Source organism: Paraburkholderia sp. SARCC-3016 (assembly GCF_031119615.1).
In the GTDB taxonomy this organism is placed as follows: Bacteria; Pseudomonadota; Gammaproteobacteria; order Burkholderiales; family Burkholderiaceae; genus Paraburkholderia.
Window position 1 is genome coordinate 31,715 of the sequence record NZ_JAVHZD010000036.1, and the last position, 19,812, is coordinate 51,526.

Annotated in this window: 23 protein-coding genes; all 23 read right to left on the reverse strand. The window is 64.1% G+C overall.

Annotated elements, in window-relative coordinates:
• Nucleotides 1-167: 167 nt before the first annotated feature.
• The 23 genes from QYH69_RS29295 to QYH69_RS29405 all read right to left on the reverse strand — a co-directional run bounded on the left by QYH69_RS29295 (nt 168) and on the right by QYH69_RS29405 (nt 19,811).
• The gene (locus QYH69_RS29295; protein ID WP_308835185.1) at nt 168-1,007 is read right to left on the reverse strand and encodes a patatin-like phospholipase family protein; all 840 of its coding nucleotides are present in this window, start codon (nt 1,005-1,007) and stop codon (nt 168-170) included.
• Nucleotides 1,004-1,456, reverse strand: coding sequence for a hypothetical protein (locus tag QYH69_RS29300; RefSeq protein ID WP_308835186.1), 453 nt, complete (start codon nt 1,454-1,456; stop codon nt 1,004-1,006). The genes QYH69_RS29295 and QYH69_RS29300 overlap by 4 nt, the downstream gene beginning before the upstream one ends.
• Nucleotides 1,457-1,466: 10 nt before the next feature.
• Nucleotides 1,467-1,799, reverse strand: a complete 333-nt coding sequence (locus tag QYH69_RS29305; RefSeq protein WP_308835187.1) for a hypothetical protein — start codon at nt 1,797-1,799, stop codon at nt 1,467-1,469.
• Nucleotides 1,796-2,026 carry a hypothetical protein gene (locus QYH69_RS29310; RefSeq protein WP_308835188.1) on the reverse strand — a complete coding sequence of 77 codons (231 nt, stop codon included), beginning with the start codon at nt 2,024-2,026 and terminating at the stop codon, nt 1,796-1,798. Before QYH69_RS29310 ends, QYH69_RS29305 begins: the two co-directional genes overlap by 4 nt.
• Nucleotides 2,027-2,085: 59 nt before the next feature.
• Nucleotides 2,086-2,556, reverse strand: coding sequence for a glucosaminidase domain-containing protein (locus QYH69_RS29315; protein WP_308835189.1), 471 nt, complete (start codon nt 2,554-2,556; stop codon nt 2,086-2,088).
• 3 nt (nt 2,557-2,559) lie between these two features.
• Complete coding sequence (locus tag QYH69_RS29320) at nt 2,560-2,823, reverse strand: hypothetical protein (protein WP_308835190.1); 264 nt, start codon at nt 2,821-2,823, stop codon at nt 2,560-2,562.
• 116 nt (nt 2,824-2,939) lie between these two features.
• Entirely contained in the window at nt 2,940-3,203 is a 264-nt protein-coding gene (locus tag QYH69_RS29325) for a hypothetical protein (RefSeq protein ID WP_308835191.1), read from the reverse strand.
• An 8-nt stretch (nt 3,204-3,211) separates the two neighbouring features.
• Nucleotides 3,212-5,464, reverse strand: a complete 2,253-nt coding sequence (locus QYH69_RS29330; protein ID WP_308835192.1) for a right-handed parallel beta-helix repeat-containing protein — start codon at nt 5,462-5,464, stop codon at nt 3,212-3,214.
• 53 nt (nt 5,465-5,517) lie between these two features.
• The gene (locus tag QYH69_RS29335) at nt 5,518-7,359 is read right to left on the reverse strand and encodes a host specificity factor TipJ family phage tail protein (protein WP_308835193.1); all 1,842 of its coding nucleotides are present in this window, start codon (nt 7,357-7,359) and stop codon (nt 5,518-5,520) included.
• A gap of 1,323 nt (nt 7,360-8,682) precedes the next feature.
• Complete coding sequence (locus QYH69_RS29340; protein ID WP_308835194.1) at nt 8,683-9,072, reverse strand: NlpC/P60 family protein; 390 nt, start codon at nt 9,070-9,072, stop codon at nt 8,683-8,685.
• Complete coding sequence (locus QYH69_RS29345; RefSeq protein ID WP_308835195.1) at nt 9,069-9,608, reverse strand: DUF1833 family protein; 540 nt, start codon at nt 9,606-9,608, stop codon at nt 9,069-9,071. Before QYH69_RS29345 ends, QYH69_RS29340 begins: the two co-directional genes overlap by 4 nt.
• A complete protein-coding gene (locus tag QYH69_RS29350) occupies nt 9,608-10,105 on the reverse strand; it encodes a hypothetical protein (protein ID WP_308835196.1) in 498 nt (165 codons plus the stop codon). Before QYH69_RS29350 ends, QYH69_RS29345 begins: the two co-directional genes overlap by 1 nt.
• Nucleotides 10,105-12,930, reverse strand: a complete 2,826-nt coding sequence (locus QYH69_RS29355) for a phage tail length tape measure family protein (protein ID WP_308835197.1) — start codon at nt 12,928-12,930, stop codon at nt 10,105-10,107. The genes QYH69_RS29350 and QYH69_RS29355 overlap by 1 nt, the downstream gene beginning before the upstream one ends.
• A 47-nt stretch (nt 12,931-12,977) precedes the next feature.
• A complete protein-coding gene (locus QYH69_RS29360; RefSeq protein WP_308835198.1) occupies nt 12,978-13,313 on the reverse strand; it encodes a DUF1799 domain-containing protein in 336 nt (111 codons plus the stop codon).
• Nucleotides 13,314-13,366: 53 nt separating this feature from the next.
• Nucleotides 13,367-13,786 (reverse strand): hypothetical protein, encoded by a 420-nt coding sequence (locus tag QYH69_RS29365; RefSeq protein ID WP_308835199.1) that lies wholly within the window; start codon nt 13,784-13,786, stop codon nt 13,367-13,369.
• A 2-nt stretch (nt 13,787-13,788) separates the two neighbouring features.
• Nucleotides 13,789-14,730 carry a phage tail tube protein gene (locus QYH69_RS29370; RefSeq protein ID WP_308835200.1) on the reverse strand — a complete coding sequence of 314 codons (942 nt, stop codon included), beginning with the start codon at nt 14,728-14,730 and terminating at the stop codon, nt 13,789-13,791.
• Nucleotides 14,731-14,771: 41 nt separating this feature from the next.
• Entirely contained in the window at nt 14,772-15,191 is a 420-nt protein-coding gene (locus QYH69_RS29375; RefSeq protein ID WP_308835201.1) for a hypothetical protein, read from the reverse strand.
• On the reverse strand, nt 15,188-15,520 hold the full coding sequence (locus tag QYH69_RS29380; RefSeq protein ID WP_308835202.1) for a hypothetical protein: 333 nt from the start codon (nt 15,518-15,520) through the stop codon (nt 15,188-15,190). The genes QYH69_RS29375 and QYH69_RS29380 overlap by 4 nt, the downstream gene beginning before the upstream one ends.
• On the reverse strand, nt 15,520-16,527 hold the full coding sequence (locus tag QYH69_RS29385; RefSeq protein ID WP_308835203.1) for a major capsid protein: 1,008 nt from the start codon (nt 16,525-16,527) through the stop codon (nt 15,520-15,522). Before QYH69_RS29385 ends, QYH69_RS29380 begins: the two co-directional genes overlap by 1 nt.
• Nucleotides 16,528-16,654: 127 nt before the next feature.
• Nucleotides 16,655-16,993: a head decoration protein gene (locus tag QYH69_RS29390; protein ID WP_308835204.1), complete on the reverse strand. Its 339-nt coding sequence runs from the start codon at nt 16,991-16,993 to the stop codon at nt 16,655-16,657.
• A gap of 3 nt (nt 16,994-16,996) precedes the next feature.
• Nucleotides 16,997-18,040 (reverse strand): head maturation protease, ClpP-related, encoded by a 1,044-nt coding sequence (locus tag QYH69_RS29395; protein WP_308835205.1) that lies wholly within the window; start codon nt 18,038-18,040, stop codon nt 16,997-16,999.
• A 59-nt stretch (nt 18,041-18,099) separates the two neighbouring features.
• Nucleotides 18,100-19,602, reverse strand: coding sequence for a phage portal protein (locus QYH69_RS29400; protein ID WP_308835206.1), 1,503 nt, complete (start codon nt 19,600-19,602; stop codon nt 18,100-18,102).
• Nucleotides 19,602-19,811, reverse strand: a complete 210-nt coding sequence (locus QYH69_RS29405; RefSeq protein WP_308835207.1) for a phage head-tail joining protein — start codon at nt 19,809-19,811, stop codon at nt 19,602-19,604. The genes QYH69_RS29400 and QYH69_RS29405 overlap by 1 nt, the downstream gene beginning before the upstream one ends.
• Between the last annotated feature and the right edge of the window lies 1 nt (nt 19,812).

Sequence of the window (19,812 nt, forward strand, 5' to 3'; positions counted from 1 at the left end):
CCTTAATTTTTTGGGTTAGAATCCGCCCCGCCTACCGGTAGGCTGCAGGGCCTTGGCTAATTCACTGGCTGATGCAGTGGAAAGGTGGCCGGGGGAATGCTCGAACATGCCCCCGGCCGTCCTGTCTTTCTCGCGCCGTGACGCGCGAGCAAAGTTGCTTTGTGCTGTTACGAGGTGCTCAGTTCGACAAGGGGCGCCGGCGATCGCCGCTGAACGCGCAGCGCCCGCGCGGTCTCCGCATACCCGTCATCGAAGAGACGTTGCCGCAACTCAATCGGCATATTGCGATCGAAGCTGCTCGCATACCCGGTCGGCACGCGTACGATCTCCGCGCCGTTCGCCGTATCGAGCGCAACGTGGGCAGCCTCGTTCGAACTGAGCATCAGATCGATGATGCGCGGCGCGAGCGTACTCAACCCGTAGTTACCGGGTGCGAGCGGTTCATCGTCCGACACGAGATAGATGCCGATGCGCCGGATCCCGTCGACGGTCAGGTCGCTCGCCGGCACGTTGTCGCACGTCCCGCCGTCGACCAGCATGGCCCCCGCGCATGCGACCGGCGGAAACACGATTGGAATCGACGCGCTCGCACGCGCCGCGATCGCGATAGGAACGTCAGGCGTGCGCTCGCGGCTGAACAGAAATTCCTTTTCCGTCAGCAGATCCGCCGCGATCGCTTTCAGCTCGATATCGACCGAGGCAAACGTCTTGCCCTGCGTGGCCTGCAGCAGAAAGCGCTGCAACGCATCGCCGGAGCAAAGTCCCTTTCCCGTGAGCATCGACCACGGAGAAAAACGCATCATCGGCGACCAGTCGAGTGACATGCACAGCTCGCGCATGTCCTTCAGATTCACGCCCGATGCATACAGCGCCGCGACGATCGAGCCGCCCGACGTGCCGGCCAGTTCGATGATCCGATAGCCCGCCTCGACGATCGCCCACAGCGCCCCGAGATGGGCGCTGAGGCGAAAGCCCGAGCCACTGAGCGCGACCCGGATGGGCGTCATTGCGTCGCCACCGTCGTTGATGCCGGCGCCGGCGCATCCGGCACCGGTTGATCGCCGCCGTAAAGCAGCAGTGCATTCAGCAGGGCCGCCTGGAAAACCAGCAGGCCGTCCCTGATCGCCTTCTTCTTCGCGTCGGAGAGCCCGGAGGACTGGACGATCCCGATCGCGGCCGGGATGGACGTTTTCGCGAGGCTCGTGACGCTCGACGTATCGATCGACGCGTTCGCGTCGCACGCCTTGTCTACATCGTCCATCAGCTTCGTCAGGTCGCCCGTATCGAGCTGCGCGGCCTTCACGTCGCTGATCGTCGCTTGCGCGACAAGACACGCGTTGTCGATGTTCTTCTGGAACGACTCAGCCGTTTGCAACTGCGCGGACGAACAGCCGCCGAGCAGCAGGAACGTGGTCGCGGCAAGGCCTGCCGCAAGCAGCATCAAGGTGCGTTTCATAAGGGATTTCCTATCGGAGGGTTTTGATTGCCGATACGGCAGCAGATGCAGCTGCTGCAGCGGCGTCGGATGCCGCAGACGCGGCGACGGCCTGCCCCTTGAAAGCCTGAACATCGGTTTCGCGGAGCGAGATTGAGTAATCGCCAGCTGGCGTGCGCGAGAACGTTGCATCGACGGTCGCGTACTGCTTGCCGTTGTGCACCATCAGCACGCAGCAGCCGGTCGGCGTGCCGGCTGCGTCCGTCAGAGGCTCGATGCGGTAATTGGCGATGCCGGCGTACTGCAGCGAATCGCAGCCGGTGAGCCCGATCGCGAGAAGCAGCAGCGCGAGCGCGCGCCTCATTGGACCGCTGCCGGCGCGTTTGCCGCCGGCGCAGCAGTTGCGTCCAGCTCGCTCGCCGTGCCCTTCGCACGGCGCTTCGTCGCACCATGCACGCCAAGACCCGTGATCGAAATAGCGAGGGCGTCGACATAGCGGTCCGGCGCCGCCTTCCCCAACACCACGAGCGCACCCCATGCCGCAAACGCGAGCACGACGAGCGCGTACTTCATCCTGTCATTCGCTTCCACTGCACTCTCCCAATAAAAATGGCCGCTCGAGGCGGCCGGAACAAACAACGGTTAAAAACTCAGGACAACGCAACCGGCCCGTCGAGCGAATGCAGATTCCTGCCGCGCATGATCGCGAGAATCTTCATGGCGTATTGCGGATCGGTCGCGTACCCGGCGGCCTGTACCGCAGCCGCGAAGGACTCGCCGTCAGTGCAGAGGAAAGCCGCCCTGTAACGCGGGTTATCGAGCAGGAATCTCGCGCGATCCTCGAGACTCGCGAGCCAGCTGTCGTATTTGCGCCAGAGCGCCTGCACCGTCGTGGGCTTGCCGCCGAGATACTCCGTCGTCGGCAACGACAGCGTCGGCCCTGTCCAGCTGCGGTCCGCCTTCACACCGAACAGATTGAAGCCGAGCTGCGCGAGCTTCGATGCGCCCCAGCTCGATTCGAGCGCCGCCTGCGCCACCGTGAAGCTCGCGGGAATCTTCGTGCGGGCCGCGAGATCCTGTGCAGCCGGGGCGATCGCCGCAATGAATTCTTCGGGTTTCATCGTTCAGCCCACGAGGAATTTGCGCAGCGGTTCGATCCAGCCGTGTTCGGCACCGGCGCCTTTCCACGCGAGATACAGCAGCACGACGACGACCGCTTTGCGCACCAGCCCGAACGAGCCCTTGCCGACATCGCGATAGAAGTCGTTACGCATGCTCTCGCGCAGCGACGCCGCGAAGAATCTCGACAGCTCGTGCACGTCCTCCTGCCGCAGGTTCAGGCGCTGCAGCGTTTCACCGGAGATCTCCGGTATCTGGTCTTCTGGCATACACACCCCGGTAAAAGAAAGCCACTTTGCGAGCGGCCATAAAAAAGGCCGCCCAGCTGGCGGCCATCCCCTGTGATGCTTTCGACAAAGCTACTTTGCTGACACCCGTCCGGTCGTCAGGCTGTCTGCCCCACCTCGAGCACATCGAGCGCTCCCGCGAACTCCTCCTGCTTCTTCACGAACTCGTACGCCTGCCGCAGGATCGGGTCGTTCAGATTGGGCGTGAAGTTATATTCGCGCGTGTCGTATGCATCCTGATCGCGGTTCACGTGCAGGCTCACGTAAATGCCGACCGACATCTTGCCGGCGACGTGCATGATGCGGATGTACGCGTTCGGGATCTGGATGCCGCGGAAGACCAGCGTTTTCTGAAGTGCCATGCTTTCTCCTAGACAGGGGTATAGGTCTGGCCGGTGACGGGATCGATCCAGCCCGTGCCGTGCCACGTGAGCTCTCGACCGAAGTCGGTCAGGTCCGTCGCGTAATACTTGTAGCCACGCACACCTTTGCCAAGCGGGCTCAGATCGGGCCGGTTCGCAAGCAGCCCCTGGTGACGCAGCGCGACGGGCAGCCAGCCGATGTTGCCGGTCCCGCTCTGTTTCGAAAACAGCGCAATGCCGGGCGTCGTCGACGTGTCCAGCCGCTGCGCAATCGCGCCAGGCGACGCCGTGACCGCCCCCTCCGGGTTGCGGGCCAACGGAATGATGTCGGTGGTGAGCAGCCGCCCGTCGACGCTGTTGCGCAACATGCCCGTGTGTTTGATGCGCTGCGGATTCGACGTCTGCACCGACCACGGTCCGAGTGCATTGCCGTTCGCCTGGTTCGAGCCGATCTCGTTGTCCCACCCGTCGAGATTGTTCGGATACTGCTCGACGAAGATCCACGACACGCCGCCATCGCTTGCCGTGCCAAGAAGATGCGTCGGTGGCGTCGCACCCGTGACACCGGCGCCTGCAGCCTGATAGACGTTGTTGCCGTACCGCTGGAATGCGCCCGCCCTGACGTTATCACCGCTCGTCCAGTACGCGGGATGATCGGAGAGCGTCCAGCGGTTCGACGCCACGACGGTCCAGCTGATCGCGCCGTCGCTTACCGTTCCCTCGCGATGGACCGGCGGCGCGTTGCCGGCGATGCCCGTATCGTTCGTGTGATAGACGATCAGGCCGTTGAAACAGAACGCCCGGCCGGCGTCGACCGGCATGCCCGCCGTCCACTGGATGTGGGCATTGGTCGTGACCTTCAGCCCCCATTGCTGCGTCTTCACTGCCTGATTGTCGTCGCACGTGTTGCCATGGACAATGTTCTTGCGCGCGAGACCGCCAAAGGCCGGCGTCATCGTGATACCGGCATACTGCTGCACGGACGCCGTGAGATTCGCCTGCCCGTTGTTAAGACACGTATTGCCGACCACGGTATTGCGCTCACCATAGATGCCGATGCCGTGATTGGCATTCAACATGCACGTGTTGCCGATGACGACGTTGCGATAGCCGGTGACGGAGATCCCGTTATCGAGCGTATCCTGCGCGTGATTACCAATGATGCGGTTGGCCCAGCTGTCATACGTGACGCCGATCAGTTCCGCCGCGTTGCCGCCCTCGGTCGTGTTCCCCTGAAGCTCGTTGCGATTGGCGCCGGCTGCGACCCACAGCACGAAGCTGCCGTTACCCGACCCTTCATTGCCTATCAGCTGGTTGCGATACGCGTTCGGACCGTACAGCGCGATGCCGGTCAGCCCGCACCCCTCGAGCACGCAGCGCTCGAACAGGTTACGCGAGCTGTCGCAGTAGATGCCGTGCATCGCCGTGCCCGTGACGCCGCATCGCACGATCCGGTTCCTGACCTTGCCGTTGGTGTTCAGTGCGTACGTGCCGCCGCTGAAGTCGATATTGCGCAGCGAGACGCGATCGCCACCGAAGAGAAGCGCCCCGTTGCCGACAACGGTGACTCTCGTCTGGCCATGCACGCCCCGCACGTCGGCGCCACCCGGAATCACGGTGCCCGCAGGAATGTTGAAGTTGCGACCCGCGAGCCGGACGTACCGACCCTTCACGATCGACTCGTTGCACGCCGCGATAAACGTGTCGTAATCGTCGAGATCGATGGACTGCGCAAGCTTGGCGTGCACCGTCAGCGGCGCACCGTTTTCACCATCGGGCAGATAGCCGATCAGGGTGGATCCGCCAGATGCGGCCAGCTCTTCGCGCGTCGCGCCCTGATGAATGACGAGTCTGCCGGCGACGATGTCGGCGTTGATGTCGTTCGATACGAACGCGCCTGCCTGCGTCGACACATACGCCAGCGCCGCAAAGGCGACGACGTCTTTCACGTTCAGCTGCATGCCGGCGGCCCAGTCGCCGCGAAAGTTAAACGCTCTGAGCGACGTGATCGCCTTCGCCATGCTGTCGACCGGCCCGCTCGCGGTCTGCACCACCGTCGTCGCATCCCCTTGCGTGACCTCGTGCAGGATGTCGATCTCCGCCTGCATGCGGGCCTCGGCGTCGGCAACAGCCTTTGCGATCGTCGGAACAGCGCCGCCCTCGGTCTGTACGGATTCGCCCGGTCCGCCGTGCACCACGTCGTGCAGAAGGTCACTATCGGTCGACAGGCGGTTGATCTTTTCAATGGTCGAGAGTGCCATGCTTGCCCTTCGGAAATAAAAAAGGCCGCTTGACGCGGCCCTCAAGGATTGACTCAATGATTGTTTCCACCACCGCCACCGCCCCCGCCGCCGTCCTGTGCAGCCGATGCCAGCACGAGCGTCGGCGCGGAGAGGCTTTGCCACGCGTTGTACGCGAACACGCTGTACGCCTGGCCGTCGGCCGCAACCGTGAACGTGCCGGCCGCGCCGTCGTATGCCACCGCGCCATCGGGCGTGAGCACGCGGAACCCTGCGATGCCCGGATAGCCCGGCACGCTCATGCCCAAAGTCACTGTGCTATCCGTGGCCGACGCCGTGACGTACGGTGCCGGCGGCGGCGTGCTCGTGACGGTCAGCGAGCTCGCAGGCCCGAGGCCCTCGATGTTGCCGGCCGCCACGCGCACGTCGAAGGTTGGATCAACCGCTTCGTATACGCGCGCCTGGTCGAGCGTCCAGGTGAAGTTCTGCGAGGCCATATCCGCGCTGTACCGGATGACACCGCCCACGACGATCTGCACCTCGTAGAAGTCGACGCCTGCGGCACGCTGTATGTCGATCGACAGCTGGTTGCCCGTGAACGGTTCGCGCAATGAAAGCGTAGGCGCGCCCGCCGGATACACGAACTCCTCGACGGTGCCCGTCCAGACTGCGAACGGCCCCGGCAGGCCGCTTGCGCCGAATGCGCGCACGCGCAACTCCCACTGACCGAGCGCCACGGCCACCGACAGCGTGTTCGATGGCGACCTGCCAAGCGGCACCCAGGTCGCGCCGCCATCGAGACTGCCCTGATAGTCGTACAGCAGCGCCCCGGCTGCGGGCGCTGCAACGATCGTCACGCTGCCCGGCGTGATCTTCTGGTTCACCGATACCTGCGCGATGATCGGCGCGTGCACGACGCCCGGTAGCAGCGACGGCGAGACAGGCGGCGGCGGATCGAGGCCGAGCTCGGCCGTATGCGGGCTGTCTGCGTTGTTGACGAACGTCAGTTCAACCTGATCGTCGCGCGGCGTCGCGTTGATCAGCCGCAGGTCTTGCGCGATCCTGTCGCGTGCCGGGCCGAACGAGAACATCGTGGGCTCTTCCGAATATCCGTCGCTGAAGACAAAACCGGCGGGCACTGGGTCAATGAGGATCATCTCCTGATCGTCGGACACATCGTCCGGCCGCAGCACGCGCAGCGCGTCCGTTGGCCTGCCGTTACGCTGCCGGAAATAGACATAGTGCTGCGTCTTCGGTGTCCATTCGAGCACTTCGCTCACGTGCACCCGCTCGCCATCGAAGCCGTCGACCGTGCCGGAGATACCCCACTTCGGCAGATCGTGCGATACGCTCACCAGATCGCCGTACAACGGGATAAGCCCGCCGACGTCTGTCGTGAACTTCACGGTCTTGCGCTGATCACGGTTCGCGTAGGCTTTGTACAGCCCCTCGGCCCATGCCTGCCGGCGTTTGGTCGGCCCCACCATCTGGATGCGCTTTTCCTTCAGCGCCGGTGATCCGGTCGGAATGCACGAGACGGTCTGCCACGACCACGTCGTCTCGTCCATATACTCGATCGTCACATAGTCAGGCGAGTCGGCACTGTAAAAACCGTAGTCGACTTCAAACGAGCCTGGCACGATCGTGTCCGGCCCGAACAGTGCCGTGCGCACGGAACGGACCCCGTCGCGCACGACACTGATGACGCCGCCGAAGTACATCGGAACCGCCCGGCCCGCCGCACAGATCGTCGTGAGCGCATCCCAGAACGTGCCGACCGAATCAAACACGCCATTGAACTGGTCGCCGCGCGAAGCCCACACCGCGTCGAGCAACGCGAGCTGCTCGATGTCGATCCGCCGGTCCGGCAGACCGAGACTGTAGTCGTCGTTACGCGCGGCATCCGCATGGCCCACGCGATGCTGCGCGTCGGTTGCGGCGCGCTCCACCCCGAGCCGGTCCAGACCGGCAGCTTGCGCGTGGCGATCACCTTCACGTCGTGCGCCGTGCTCGAGTTAAGCGAGTTGGTCGCACGCGCACGCAGCGCGAGCAAAGTCACATTGCCATAAAAGCGTTCGCTCGGCAGATACGCGCGCAGCGCGGCCCACTGGATGCGATTTTGCGCCCGCGAGTCGGTATTGAGCGCGGACACACGACGTGCACGTACCTGATAGCGCCCCGGCGAAACGGAATAACGGTACGAGATCATCTGCGGCTGCGACGTCGCCATGCTCAGCACACGGCTATCCAGCGCTATCCAGCCGCCGGTCGCCGCCCCCGTGTCATCGATCAGCTGCGCCTGCACTTCGAACGACAGCGACAGGTGCTGCAGCGAACCATCGTTAGCCGCATAGAAGAGGCCCGACGGCAGCGTGATATCGATGCCGATGAAGTTCGCCGCGCTCGCGGCCGGGTTCGCGACGAACGGCCCGACCCATCCGCCGCCGTCGTTCGGCGCCTGCAGCTCGATACCGCTCACGGCGTCGCTCGTGACCACGTTGTCTGGAAAGAGCAGCACCGGCCTGTTCGGCCCGACGATCTCGTACTCGATCTCGCTGAAGCTGCTGATGTCGGTGTCGCCGATCAGGATCTGCTCGACATCGATCTCGCCTTTCGAGAGGCAGAACAGCTCATAAAGGAACAGGTCGTTGCCGGCGTACTCGGTGTACGGCTGCGACGCGAGATCGGGCGTCAGTTTCATGCGTCCGTAGAGCACCGGAATCGCCTCGAGCAGCCGTGCCGAGTTGCCACTTGCCGAGAGCGAATACGTCGGGCTACTGGTCGTGCCCTGCGCGACACTGGCGGTCTTGGCCGGCACGATCGCGTTGACCAGCATCGAGCCGGCGGCCATGACGGCCATCGATACGCCCGCCTGCACGGCAATCATGCCCGCGCTGACGGTGCCGGCTGCGACGCCCGCTGCACTCCCGTAGGCCGCCGCCGCTGCGCCGCCCGAATAGACCGACGCGACGGCCACCGCAATCAGCAGGATGGCCTGCAGCGGGTTCGATCCGCCACCGCCCTGCGGGACCGGGATGATGTGCACCATGGCGCCGTCAGGCAGCTCACGATCCCACGCGCTACGCAGCCAGTAGTCGCCGTCTACGCGCACGATCGACTGCGAGAGATCGATGCCGGCGCCGAGCGCCCAGCCGCGCGGCGACACGGGCGCATCGAGCAGGTGCACCTCGCGACCGAGCGCGTGGCACATCGGATTGACAGCGCGAACGATCGTCGCCCTATAGGAACCGGTACCAGCTTGCACGTGGATATCCCAATCGTTTGAGGTTGGTGCGTTCGGTGAAGACCACACCGGCGCCTTCCAGCGCGTGGAGCACGCCGCCCGCGTCGAGCTGCAGACAGACGCCTACATGCGGCCGGTCACCGCCTCGAAGCAGCACACCGCAGCCATGAAACGGCGCATCGACGAGCTGCCACATACCCCGGTCGACCTGTGCCTGATAGAGGAGCCGGCGATCGTCCGCGTCGGCAGGCAGATCCGGCAGACGGATACCGAAATACTCCCGTTGCACCCAGCCGAGCAACCCCCAGCAGTCGAAGGCATCCGGCCCACAACCGCCGCTCACCCAGGGTCGACCGATATACCGGTTCACATCGGCCGCGTTCATCGTGCAAGCCCCGGAAAGACGTCCGGCCGGTACACGTCCGAGGGATACGGACTGTTGTGGATGTCGGTGAGCGTTGCCGTCGCGGTGACCCGCGTCAAAGTCACTTGGGCGCTTGCGATGTACAGCGTCAACGGTTCACCATCCTGCGGACCGGCAGCTGGACTGGATGCCAGGAAACGCCGGTGCGTGACCTCGATCTGCGCGGTCTGCGTTACCGCGCTCTCGAGGTGCGCAATCATTTCGCCGCTGGCCCCGTCGACGATGATGTCAACCTGCGGCGCCTGTCCCTCTTCCATCGACGGCATCGCAAACTGGAACGCCACTGCAATAAAGGTCACGCTCTGCCCGGCATTGAGCGGCGCATCCGGTTCAAGGGTTGCGGTCAGATCGTTGTAATCCGCAACGACGCGAATGGGCGCAGGGTTCCCGCTGTCATCGATAAACGTCGGATGACGGAATTCCAGCGTGTCGAGCACCGTCTCGCCCTTCGGATTGGCGGCATACACTTCCGCCAGTGCTTCTGTGATCGATGCCATCAGTTCCACCTCGACGGGCCGGGCAACCTGACATGAATGAACGCGTGAAGCGGATCGCTCATGGCCGCGATTTCGCTTTCCGTATACGTCTTGAGCACCTCGTACTGGTCACGTGAGGCGAGCGGCAACGCCTTCACTTCAAGTGTTGCCGTCACATCGAACCACGCCCGCGAATCGCTGATGGCCGCCTTGTAGGGCGGGTCATTCATGAAGCGGGCCTGAACGTAATTGATGCCCATGCCGTTGCGCAGACCAACGGAGAACCAGTCGGCACCGAGATTGATCTCGTACGCGAGGAACCCCTCGAACAGCACGAGCTGCGCATCGTTGAAGCGCCACGTCACGCTCACGTGCGACGGTGTGCTGGTGAAGCGGCGACGTTGCCGCGCCGAGCCGTTATCCATATCGGTACGCGCGTACGGCGTGACCGGCTGGATGCCGTAGCCGCTCGCGCGCGGCCGCGGCAGGAACGCCGGGAACACGGGTAGGTCTGCCATCAGACGCTCCCAACAGTGCGATTGAGACGGTACTGCTGCTGCATCGTGCGGGCCGTCGCGCTGCGCCCCGAGCGGATGCCGGAGGCGATGTGCTGATCAACCTGCTGCAGGATGACGTCCAGCCGCAGTGCGCCGTTAGCCGACCTCGACTGCTGCACCTGTGCACCGGCCGGCGCGTTGTGGATGTGCAGATCGATGTTCGGACCGGACACGGCCGCGCCCGCGTCATCGCCGACCATGCCACCATTGGCAAAGCGGTTGCGACCGCTCATTGCAGTCCCGCCATTGAGCATTTCGAGGAACGCCCGCACGCCCGGCTGCGACACCGCACTCGCCTTCACGACGAATTCGCCATTCGACAGACGCGCGGGAATGCTGTCGCTCGTGCCGGATCCCGGCCCCCTGACGGCGCCGCCTGTCGCAAAGGCCATTCCGGCGCCCGTACCGAACAGTGCCCCGCTGCCCTGGATCGACGACGGCATGGTGAAGCCGTATGCGGCGCTGCCGGTTGCTGCCGTCGATGTCGGAAAGATCGAGCCGAACAGGCTGCTCACGATGCTCGAATACGCCCGGTTGGCGAAGAGCTGCGCGAACGACGACAGCATGCTGGACACCATCGACTGCACCGCCTGCGCCGGCGTTTTCGAACCGGTCACGATGTCAGAAAACATGCCCGAGAAAGCGCTCCTGCCGGCGTCGGTGAAGTCCTGCATGTAGCTCTGGCTGTCGATCATCGACTGCTGGATTTTGTCGCGCAGCTGGTCGAGGTTGCGCAGCACGCCGGGATCGGTCGTGCCCCACGAGAGGCGGTTCACTTCATCGTAGAGCGCCTGCAGCGACTCGACGGTCGATTGCGAATTGCTGCGCAGCTGCGAGAAACCGTCGATAAAACCGGTCAGGCCCGTTTGCTGGTCGAGCGAGATGCTCGTCTGGACCTGTTTCGCCTGCGCGACGATGTCGTTGTACTGCGCGCTGAGCAACGTAAGCTGCCGGCTCTGGTCGAGAAACGCCGCACCACTGATGTCGCCGGTCGTGGCCGCCTGCAGCATCGCACCGCGGTTTTTCTCATCGAAGTCGTGCACGGCCTTGGGCGCGGTGACGCCTGCCTGGGCGAGCAGCGCATCACGCGCATCCTCGATCGACTTCTGGTATTTACGCTGCGCGTCGGCCTGCTGCGTCAGATACACGACATCTTTCGCCGCCGTCTCCTGACGCACTTTCGCGATGTTCGTCTCGACCTCGCCGATCTCCTGCGTGATTTTGATACGTTCATCAAGCGGCGCTTTCCAGTACGCATCCTGCAGCGTCTTCTTTTCCTGCTCATAGGCTGCGATCTGCTTCTCTGCCGCATCGTTGGCCGCCGTAATTTCCGCCGTGTAGAACGTCTGATCGGAAATCAAGGTTGCTTTGTGCAGCGCCTGCAGATAGTCGTCGGACGCCTTGTACGCCGACTGGATCAGCGTCAGACTGTTTTTTGTGGTCTGAAGCGCCGCGTCGAGTGCGCTCTTGCGCACCCTGTTCGCCTGCGACTGACCATCCTTGTCCGCGAACTGCTTGCGCAGGTACGCCTCGTCGGCGGCCTGCTGCTTCGGCGAAACCGGATTGGCCGGGTTCGCCCTGTTGTAGTCGGCGACCTTCTGCCGGTAGTCGTCGAGCGCCTTGTTGACGCGCGTAATGCCCTTCTCTTCGTCCTGCAGCTTTTTGAGAAAGTCGGATGCGGCGATGCCCCGCTGCTGCGTTTGCGCGGCCTGCGCCTTGGCCATCGCGTCATCCTGCTCGCGCAGGGCATCGCGGTTTAACGATTCGAGTTTCTGCTGTGCCGCGTCCAGTTGCGGTTGCAGCAGGTCGGCGTTCATGGCGCCCGTGGGCGCGCTCAGCGCATTCTGCAGTCGCTGCACTTCGGCCGTCGCCTTCGCGATCTGCTCGGCGGACGTCTCGGCACGGCCGATCGATTTCATCCACTCCCATGCGCTGCTCACGGCGTTTGCTACGCCGTGCCACGCCTGCTCGAGTGCACCGAGGTTCTGCAGCGACTGGTTGCGCAGATGGTCGTCGAGCGCCTGGGCCACGACGAGGATGGCGCCCTGCTTGTCGCCAGCCTCCTCGAGCGACCGGATGTAATCGTACTGCGCGGTCGTGATGAAGTGCATGCTCTGGTTGTGCTGCTCGGCCCACTTCGCGACGCCCTCGGGCATCTTCGCGTAATCCTTGGCAATGTCGTCAAGCTTTTCGCCGGTCAGATCGTGCATGCGCACCACGGCCTGACCGAGCAGATCGAGCGCCTGTCCGGTGATCTGGCCGGTCGACACCAGCGCCTGCAGCCCTTCTCTTGCCGTACCGAAACCCGAGCCCGTCGAATCAGCGACGCTCTTCGCCAGCGCGGCGAAGCTGCTCGACGTGAGGCCCGCATAGTTGCTCGTCACCTGCAGCGAATTCGCCAGCGCCTGGGCTTCTTCATGACCCTTCACAGCCGCAACAGCGAAAGCCGCCAGCACGCCTACGAGCCCGGCGACGGCCAGGCCCGCCGGACTGGTGACCAGCGCGATCGCGTCCATGCGCTCGGCAAGCACGAGCGCCGAGCCGGCGAAGTTTTTGAGACTGCCGGTCGCGAGCTCGTGTGCCATCACCACGAGTTCCTTGCGCGCACCGGCGGTATGGACACCGACCTTGTCCATGCCCGCTGCTGCCTCGTTGCCGGCCTGCGACACGCTCGAGCCGATGTCCTTTGCGTCCGCCTTGATGCTACGCGCCCCCGCCTTGTAGGACGACGGATCCATCGTGAGCTGTACGACAAGCTGGCCCAGCGTGCCAGAGGTTTCAGCCATAGCGGCCTGCCATAAAAAAGCCCCGCAAGGCGGGGCGTGATTAGGATTCAGCTGGAGAGCAGCGCGTCGAGCGCGGCCTCTTCCATGATCCGGAGCTTTCTGAAGATCGCGGCACGGCGTTCGGGCTTGATGCCCATCAGGCGGCAGGTCGGCTCGACTGCCGAATAGTCGAGGCCCGTATGCAGCACATGGCCGCCGCCGAGCGACGAAAGCGCCACCATGCGCCATTGCGTCGACAGTGCGAGAAACACGCGAACTGCTTTCCAGTTCTCCGGATACACACCGAAGTCCTGTTCGCGCTGCCGGGCGCGGGCGTCGTCGACGTCGCTCGAGCGCGCACCAAAAGCGGCAAGCGCATCGGCTACGCCCGCATCGTTGCCCACAGCGATCCCCGGCCGCTCGATCTCGACGCCTGCCCACTGCCGTGCCGCGTCAATCAGTTTTTTCGTGCGGCTCCCGAATTACCAATCAGGAACGCGTCCCACAGGCCGACGATCGCGTGCGGGATCTGCAGCAGCGCGTCGCGATACTCAGGCGTAAATGGCAGTTCACTGCCACGCTCGTCTTTCAGGCCGCTCCAGCCGACCAGAACGTCGGACAGTGCCTCGTACACGGGCAGGTTTCTTGACAGCAGCGTCATGGTCTCGTCGCGCTTCAGGCGCCTGAATTCGGCGATGAATTCGTGTTCCTCGAACTGCCCGTCGACGGCGTTGCCGGGCTCGACGATTTTGACGGCCACCGTGAACGTGGGATTTTTCGACAGCACGTACGACATGGGAACCACCTCAATAGAATCGGGCCGCGCATGGCGGCCCGGATTGATATGAGCGCACGTCCGGCCGGACGTCGCCGGCAAAGTTACTTGACTGTGATCACCAGCTCGTCATTACCTTCGTCCGGTGTGACCGTCAGATCGCCGCCGAGCAGTGCCTTGCTGTTCGTGTCCGAATACGCGAGGTTGGAGATCTGCACCTTCGGCGCATCGAACTGGACGATGTTGCCGGCCACCGCGCCGTGCGTGATGTTCAGCGCCCCAAGCGCGGCGTTCTGCGACGCGGTCCACCAGTCCTTGTCGGCAACCGAGCCAAGCTGCATCGTGATCTTGCCGGTCGGCGCTCGATCGGTGATTTCAGCGGCCTCATAACCGATGAGCGCGGCCCAGTTCAGCGTATTGGCGATGTCCAGCGACAGGTCCTGCAGGGGGCCGCTATAACCGTGCATTGCCCATGTCGTTGCCGCCGAGCTCGCGAGCTTCGGTTGAAGGAATTTGCCGAAGTCTGTCCCCGCCGGCAGCGGCGAATCCGTCACCGGGTTATAGACGCCCATGAACTTGAAGGACATCTTCGGGATCTGGTTGACGGTGAACGCAAACGACACCGTTCCGCGCGCGTCGGTGAGCTTATGCAGGAGACCATCGAGATGGTAGTAAATCGTCAGCGGCGTCTCCACGACGAGGCTATTCGGTGTGTACGTAACATCCGTTGCCTCGGTGACCGCTTCCGTGAAGTTACTGGCCACGAGCAGACGGCCCCATGCGGGCGCTTCGCCGGCCGTGCCGGATCCCGCGATCTCGACATCGAAGTTCAGCTCGGCATGTGCGCCTGCGGGTAACTGATCACTGTTGCCGAAAAACGGCCGGATCAGGTCCCGACTGACCATGTCAGCTGCGATCGGCGTCGCACTGATGTTGCTCACCAGCATCGCGTCCTGCGCGCCGGTCGGCTCGGCCGGCACGCCGATCGCGTTCTGAAGCGCGGCGAGCACGACCGAGTTCCGCGTTGATTTGAATGTACCCATCATGACTCCTGGCTCATTGGCCGGAAAACGACGCTAGAGATACGCTAGAGAGCGTGCGTCGCTGTCTGGTAAGTGACCGCGTATTGCATCGTGTAGATACCGATGCCACCGTCCTCGTCGCCCGTCTGGGGTTCGCCCGTCGGCCCCTCTTCCACGCCTGCGATTCCGTCCGCATCGAACTGCATCACGACCGGATGCGAGAGCTCGAAAATCCTGTCAGATTCGGTATCGGGCGTAGAAGACCAGACGACCGCGCTCACCATCACAACCAGCTTGCGTGTCGTGCGCCCGATATTCGTATCGACCGGCACGTCGCGACCGCGGCTGACGACGAGAGTGGGACCTTCTGCCCGGCGCACGGCGTGCCAGATGGAACGTCCGAACCTGACACCGAGCGCCTGCAGGCCGGGATCCGCAGACAGGGCAGCAAAAAGTCCCTGCAGGTAAGCCTCGCGCCCGGTCATCGGACCACCTCCAGATCCGCCTGCAGATGAACGCCGTCGCCCAGATCACGTGGTGGATTGCGCACCCGGTACCGTATGCCCCTGACCGTCAGAGTCGAATCGACGGCGAGCTCCGGTGCATCCACGCGTCGGTAATCGATCATCGGCTTGTGCGTGGTGATGCGCGAATCGAATTCGACCTCATCAGGTGTGCGAAGGTCGACCATGATGACGAGCGGCTCGCCGCCATCACGGTCGATCATCGCCGCATCGAGCAGGCCGGCATCGCCGAACGCGTCCCAGATTCCGTCGAACGGAGAGTCAGCCGGAGAATCGGCCGGCGCACCCATCAGTCGTCCGCCAGCGTGTCGACGAGCCGCACGATCGCCTTCGGCCGCGTCGGAAGGTGAATCGGATTCGACTGGGCTTCGAGCGCGACGCCCTTCGCGAACGGCAGGATTTCCTGCTTGGCGTAGTAAGGCAGGCCCGGCGTATTGACCGTCTCCATATAGTCGGCCGGCGCGAACCGGCTGATGCAGAGTTCCGGCACATCCTGCGGCACGGCGAGCGCCTCGCCATCGGCAATGAATCCGACACCGTTAAAGCGCCCCTGGTACCGTTCCCAGAAGCAACCGCCGAACGTGAAGGCTTCCGTCGGGTCGCCGCGAAGGGCCGCAGCCTGGATCGTGTTGAGGTACGTTTCCTTCACCGACTTGTGCGTGATGAGCTTCTTCCAGAAGTCACGACCGCACAGCACGCGGATGCCCGACCAGGTCGTGTTGCCCAAGTTGTCCTCGACGGTCGCGGTGATATCCAGCGCCGGATTTCGCAGATCGGTCTCGGTCGCGAACTTCATCTGGACGACGGTCTGCACGATGCCGAACTGCTGCAGGATGTCGACGAGGACCCTCGTTCCGTTCGCGTCGATGATCTGCCCTTTGAGTGCGCCGATACGCTGCCACTCGTGCGTGGCATCGAGCTGCCGGCGCATCTTGTTCAGGCGCCGGTTGACGACGTCCTGCATCACCTGCAGCTCGGTGGTCGAGCCGAACGCGCGCACGCCCTGGATTTCGTCCGCCTTGATCGTCGCCAGTTGCGGCAGGTGAATGGTGCTGAATGCGATCATCGTGCGGCGATCGGCGGTGACGATCTGGCCAGGCGCGCCCCGCTCGCCCGCGGCCACGAGTGCGAGCACGTCGCCGTCCTTTTCGATCTGGATCGACGTCGACTGAACGCCGTCCTCTTCGAAGATGCCGAGCGCACCCACGCGGCCCGGAACGGTGGGCGCTTCGTTGATCGCAGCCGTGAGGTTTTCGACGTTGAACTCGTCGGAGTTCATGATTCCGATGTCAGCCATCGTGTGTGACTCCACAAACGGAAACGGGCCACATGGTCAGTACCATGGTGGCCCGTTTCAGGAAAAAGAAAAGCCGCCCGCAGGCAGCCCGTTATGTCCTGCTGCGCACCGGCATCGCCGGCACGCGTTAGCGCACGATGATGAAATGCGCGGCGAGGCCGGCGACTGCTGTCGCGTCGTAGCCGGTGAGGAGCGACTGGACGACTTCCGCAAGACGCACCGTCGCCGTGGCGGAGCGCTCCCCCGCGCTCGCCGGTAGCGAGGCGTACAGCACCGCATCAGCCGGCGCCGTCGCTGCGTCCGCCGCAACGAAGGGGGCATACGTGCCGTCAGCCGCCTTCGTCAGCAGCTGCCCGGCCGGCAGCGCGTCGCCTGCAGCTACAGTGACCTTGTCGTGGGAGATGGTTCCCGGCGCCTGCGAGAGCAGATATTCACCGGTGTGGATTGCTTCAGTGACGATGGCCATGCCTTAGCTCCTTTTCGCCTGAACGGCGGTTCGACGGGTGGCGTATATTTGCGCTGCGGACAGGCCACCCGCCGTCCGGCTCTGGTCGCCCTGCGGGCGTTGCGTGCTGTCGATGTGTGTCGCGTTCGCCGCCGTCACGCGTTCGAAGAGCCGCGCACGCGCCTGCTCGACGTTCAGCCCGCTCGCGACGAACTCCGGTGCGACATCAGGCAGCTTCGCGGCGACACACAGCCCCGAGATCTCGCGCGCTTCGCTGATCCGAGCATCGACCGACGTCTGGTCGCGCAGACCACACGAGACGATGATGGGCTCAGCCAGCTCCGCAATGCCGCCCTCTCGGCACGCCGTGAAGACGTGCGCCGCGAGGGTCGAGCCGGCAACCGGCGGCGGGGTATGCGCGGGCGTCGGCGTCGGCGCCACAGCTCTCGGTGAGGGCTCCGGCTGCGGTGTGGACGCCGGTGCATGGGCCGGATCAATCTCCTCGATCTGATCGATCAGGCCCTGCGGCACGTCGCGGAAACGCGCGAGCGCCGCACCGACGTTGATCGATGCCTGCAGCTTCACCGGATCCTCGATCTCGTCGCACAGGCCAAGCGCCTTTGCTTCGGTCGCCGACAGCCACGTCTCCTCGTCCATCATCTTCGCGATCTCGTCATCGCTCAGATCCGTGTGGCTCGCGTATGCGGCAATGAAACTCGCCTGCATCTTTTCGATGGTTTCGGCGGTCGACCGCAGGGCATCAGCATCGCCGATGGCGAAGGTCCACGGGTTGTGGATCATCATCATCGCGTTCGACGGCATGACGATCGTGTCACCGGCCATCGCGACGAGCGAGGCCGACGAGGCCGCAATGCCGTCAATGCGCGTCGTCACCCGGCCCGCGTAGCGTTTGAGTGCGTTGTAGATGGCGAACGCGTCGAGCACGTCCCCACCCGGCGAGTTGATGGCGACGACGACCTGCGCGCCGTTCGAAGCCGCGGCGTCGAGCTCGCCGATGAAATCTTTCGCGGTCACGCCCCAGAAGCCGATCTCGTCGTAGATCCGCACCTCCGCGATAACGCCAGCGTCGGTCGTCTGCGTGGTAATCGCGTACCAGTTTCGCTTTTTCATTGTTCATCCTGTGACTCGGTTGCAGTTGATGACTGCCGGGTTGAATTCGCGACCGGCGGACGGACGCTGGAAGGAAGGCCAAGTAACTTTTCGCGCTCGATGTCGGCCGCGCGTTGCCGGTCGACCGGGTCGGGCAGATGGCCGCCCGCGAGGATGACCGAGGAGCGGCTCCGGAACCCGTACTGGACTTCGAGGCCGCGCGCCTGCACGTCCTGCACCGGATGGATGTAGTCCCAGCCATGCGGCACCCACTGCACACGACGGTAGAGCCGCCGGTTGCGCCGGTAGTCGCTGGCCGGTAACTCGCCGGCCAGCACTGCCGCGTCAATGAATGCGGCCCATACGGGCCGGCACCACTGGTGGATGAACGTCGACCACAGCACCTGCTCGATCGCCCGGTGGAACTCGTTGATGATCACCCGCAGCGCCCGGTCGCTCACACCGCGAAGATCGCCCGTGAGAAGTTCATATGGCAGACCCACTGACGCGGCAGCCGCCATCAGCTGCTGCCGCATGAAGTCGGCGTAGTTATCGCCCGCGTCCGGTGGATCCGACCACTCGACCTTGTCGCCAGGATCCAGCTCCTGCAGCACACCCGGTTCGAGCGTCGCGATCGGCGTATAGCCATCGCCATCGGGAGAAGCCGGATTGCCGAGCACGTCGACGCCCGGTATGCCGTTATCACTTGCTTCGCGTGTCACGAAGCCGGCAAACAGGTTCGCGATTTCCTGCCGGACCAGCGTCGCATCATCCATGCTGTCGAGCGTCTTCAGACGCAGCAGCACGGTCGCAAGCGCCGTCACACCGCGCGCCTGGCCGGCCCGGTCCACCTGATACAGGTGGATGATCTGGTCAGCCGGCACGCGACGCTGCACGAGACCAACCGAAGGCTGATAGCGGCCGTCGCCCGGATGGCGGTTCCAGAGCCAGTACGCGACACGCCGTCCGACCTGGTCAAACTCGATCCCGTTGATGATCTCGTTGCCGTTGGGCAGCACCTCGTTGCGCTCGACCGGCAGGTGATCGGCCTCCATCGCCTGCACCTGAAGCGGCACGCTCAGGTTGTCCTGTGCCTGCCGCGCGCGCAGGCGGAACAGGCCCTCACCATCCCCGAACATCGCACGGGCAGCGAGCGCCTGCTGTCCATAGATGTCCATCCGGTTGTCGGCGTCCGCCTCCACTGACCAGTCGTCCCACAGGTCGAGCAGCAACTTGCGCATGGCATCGTCCGGATGCATCGGATACGGCCGGATGCCCGTGCCGATCGCGGACGACACGAGCTTCGCGATCGCGCTCTTCGCCCATGGATCGTTGCGGATCGCGTCACGCGCACGGCTTCGCAGCGTGCGCAGGTTGTCGGCCGCCGCCGTCTTCGGCCCGGCGCCCGATGTACGCCAGTGCTTCGTGCGACTGCCGGTCGTGCCACCGGATTCATACGCGAGGCCGCGCGGCACCATGAAGCCGCGTTTGTTGAGTGCAGGAAAAGTGCGTTGCGCCATCACACCCCCTTGCGGGCACGCACGAGCGACGAGGTTGACCGACGCTGACCTCCCGCCGTCGTCCCGAGCTCGTCTTCAATTGCACGCTTGACCTTCAGCAGTTCATCAACCGAGCGGAACTGGACCATACGGTCGCCCTGCCGCACTTCGGTTTCGCCGCGCGCGATCGCACGCCTGATCCGGTCGAGATCCGCCTGTGTGTATGCCATG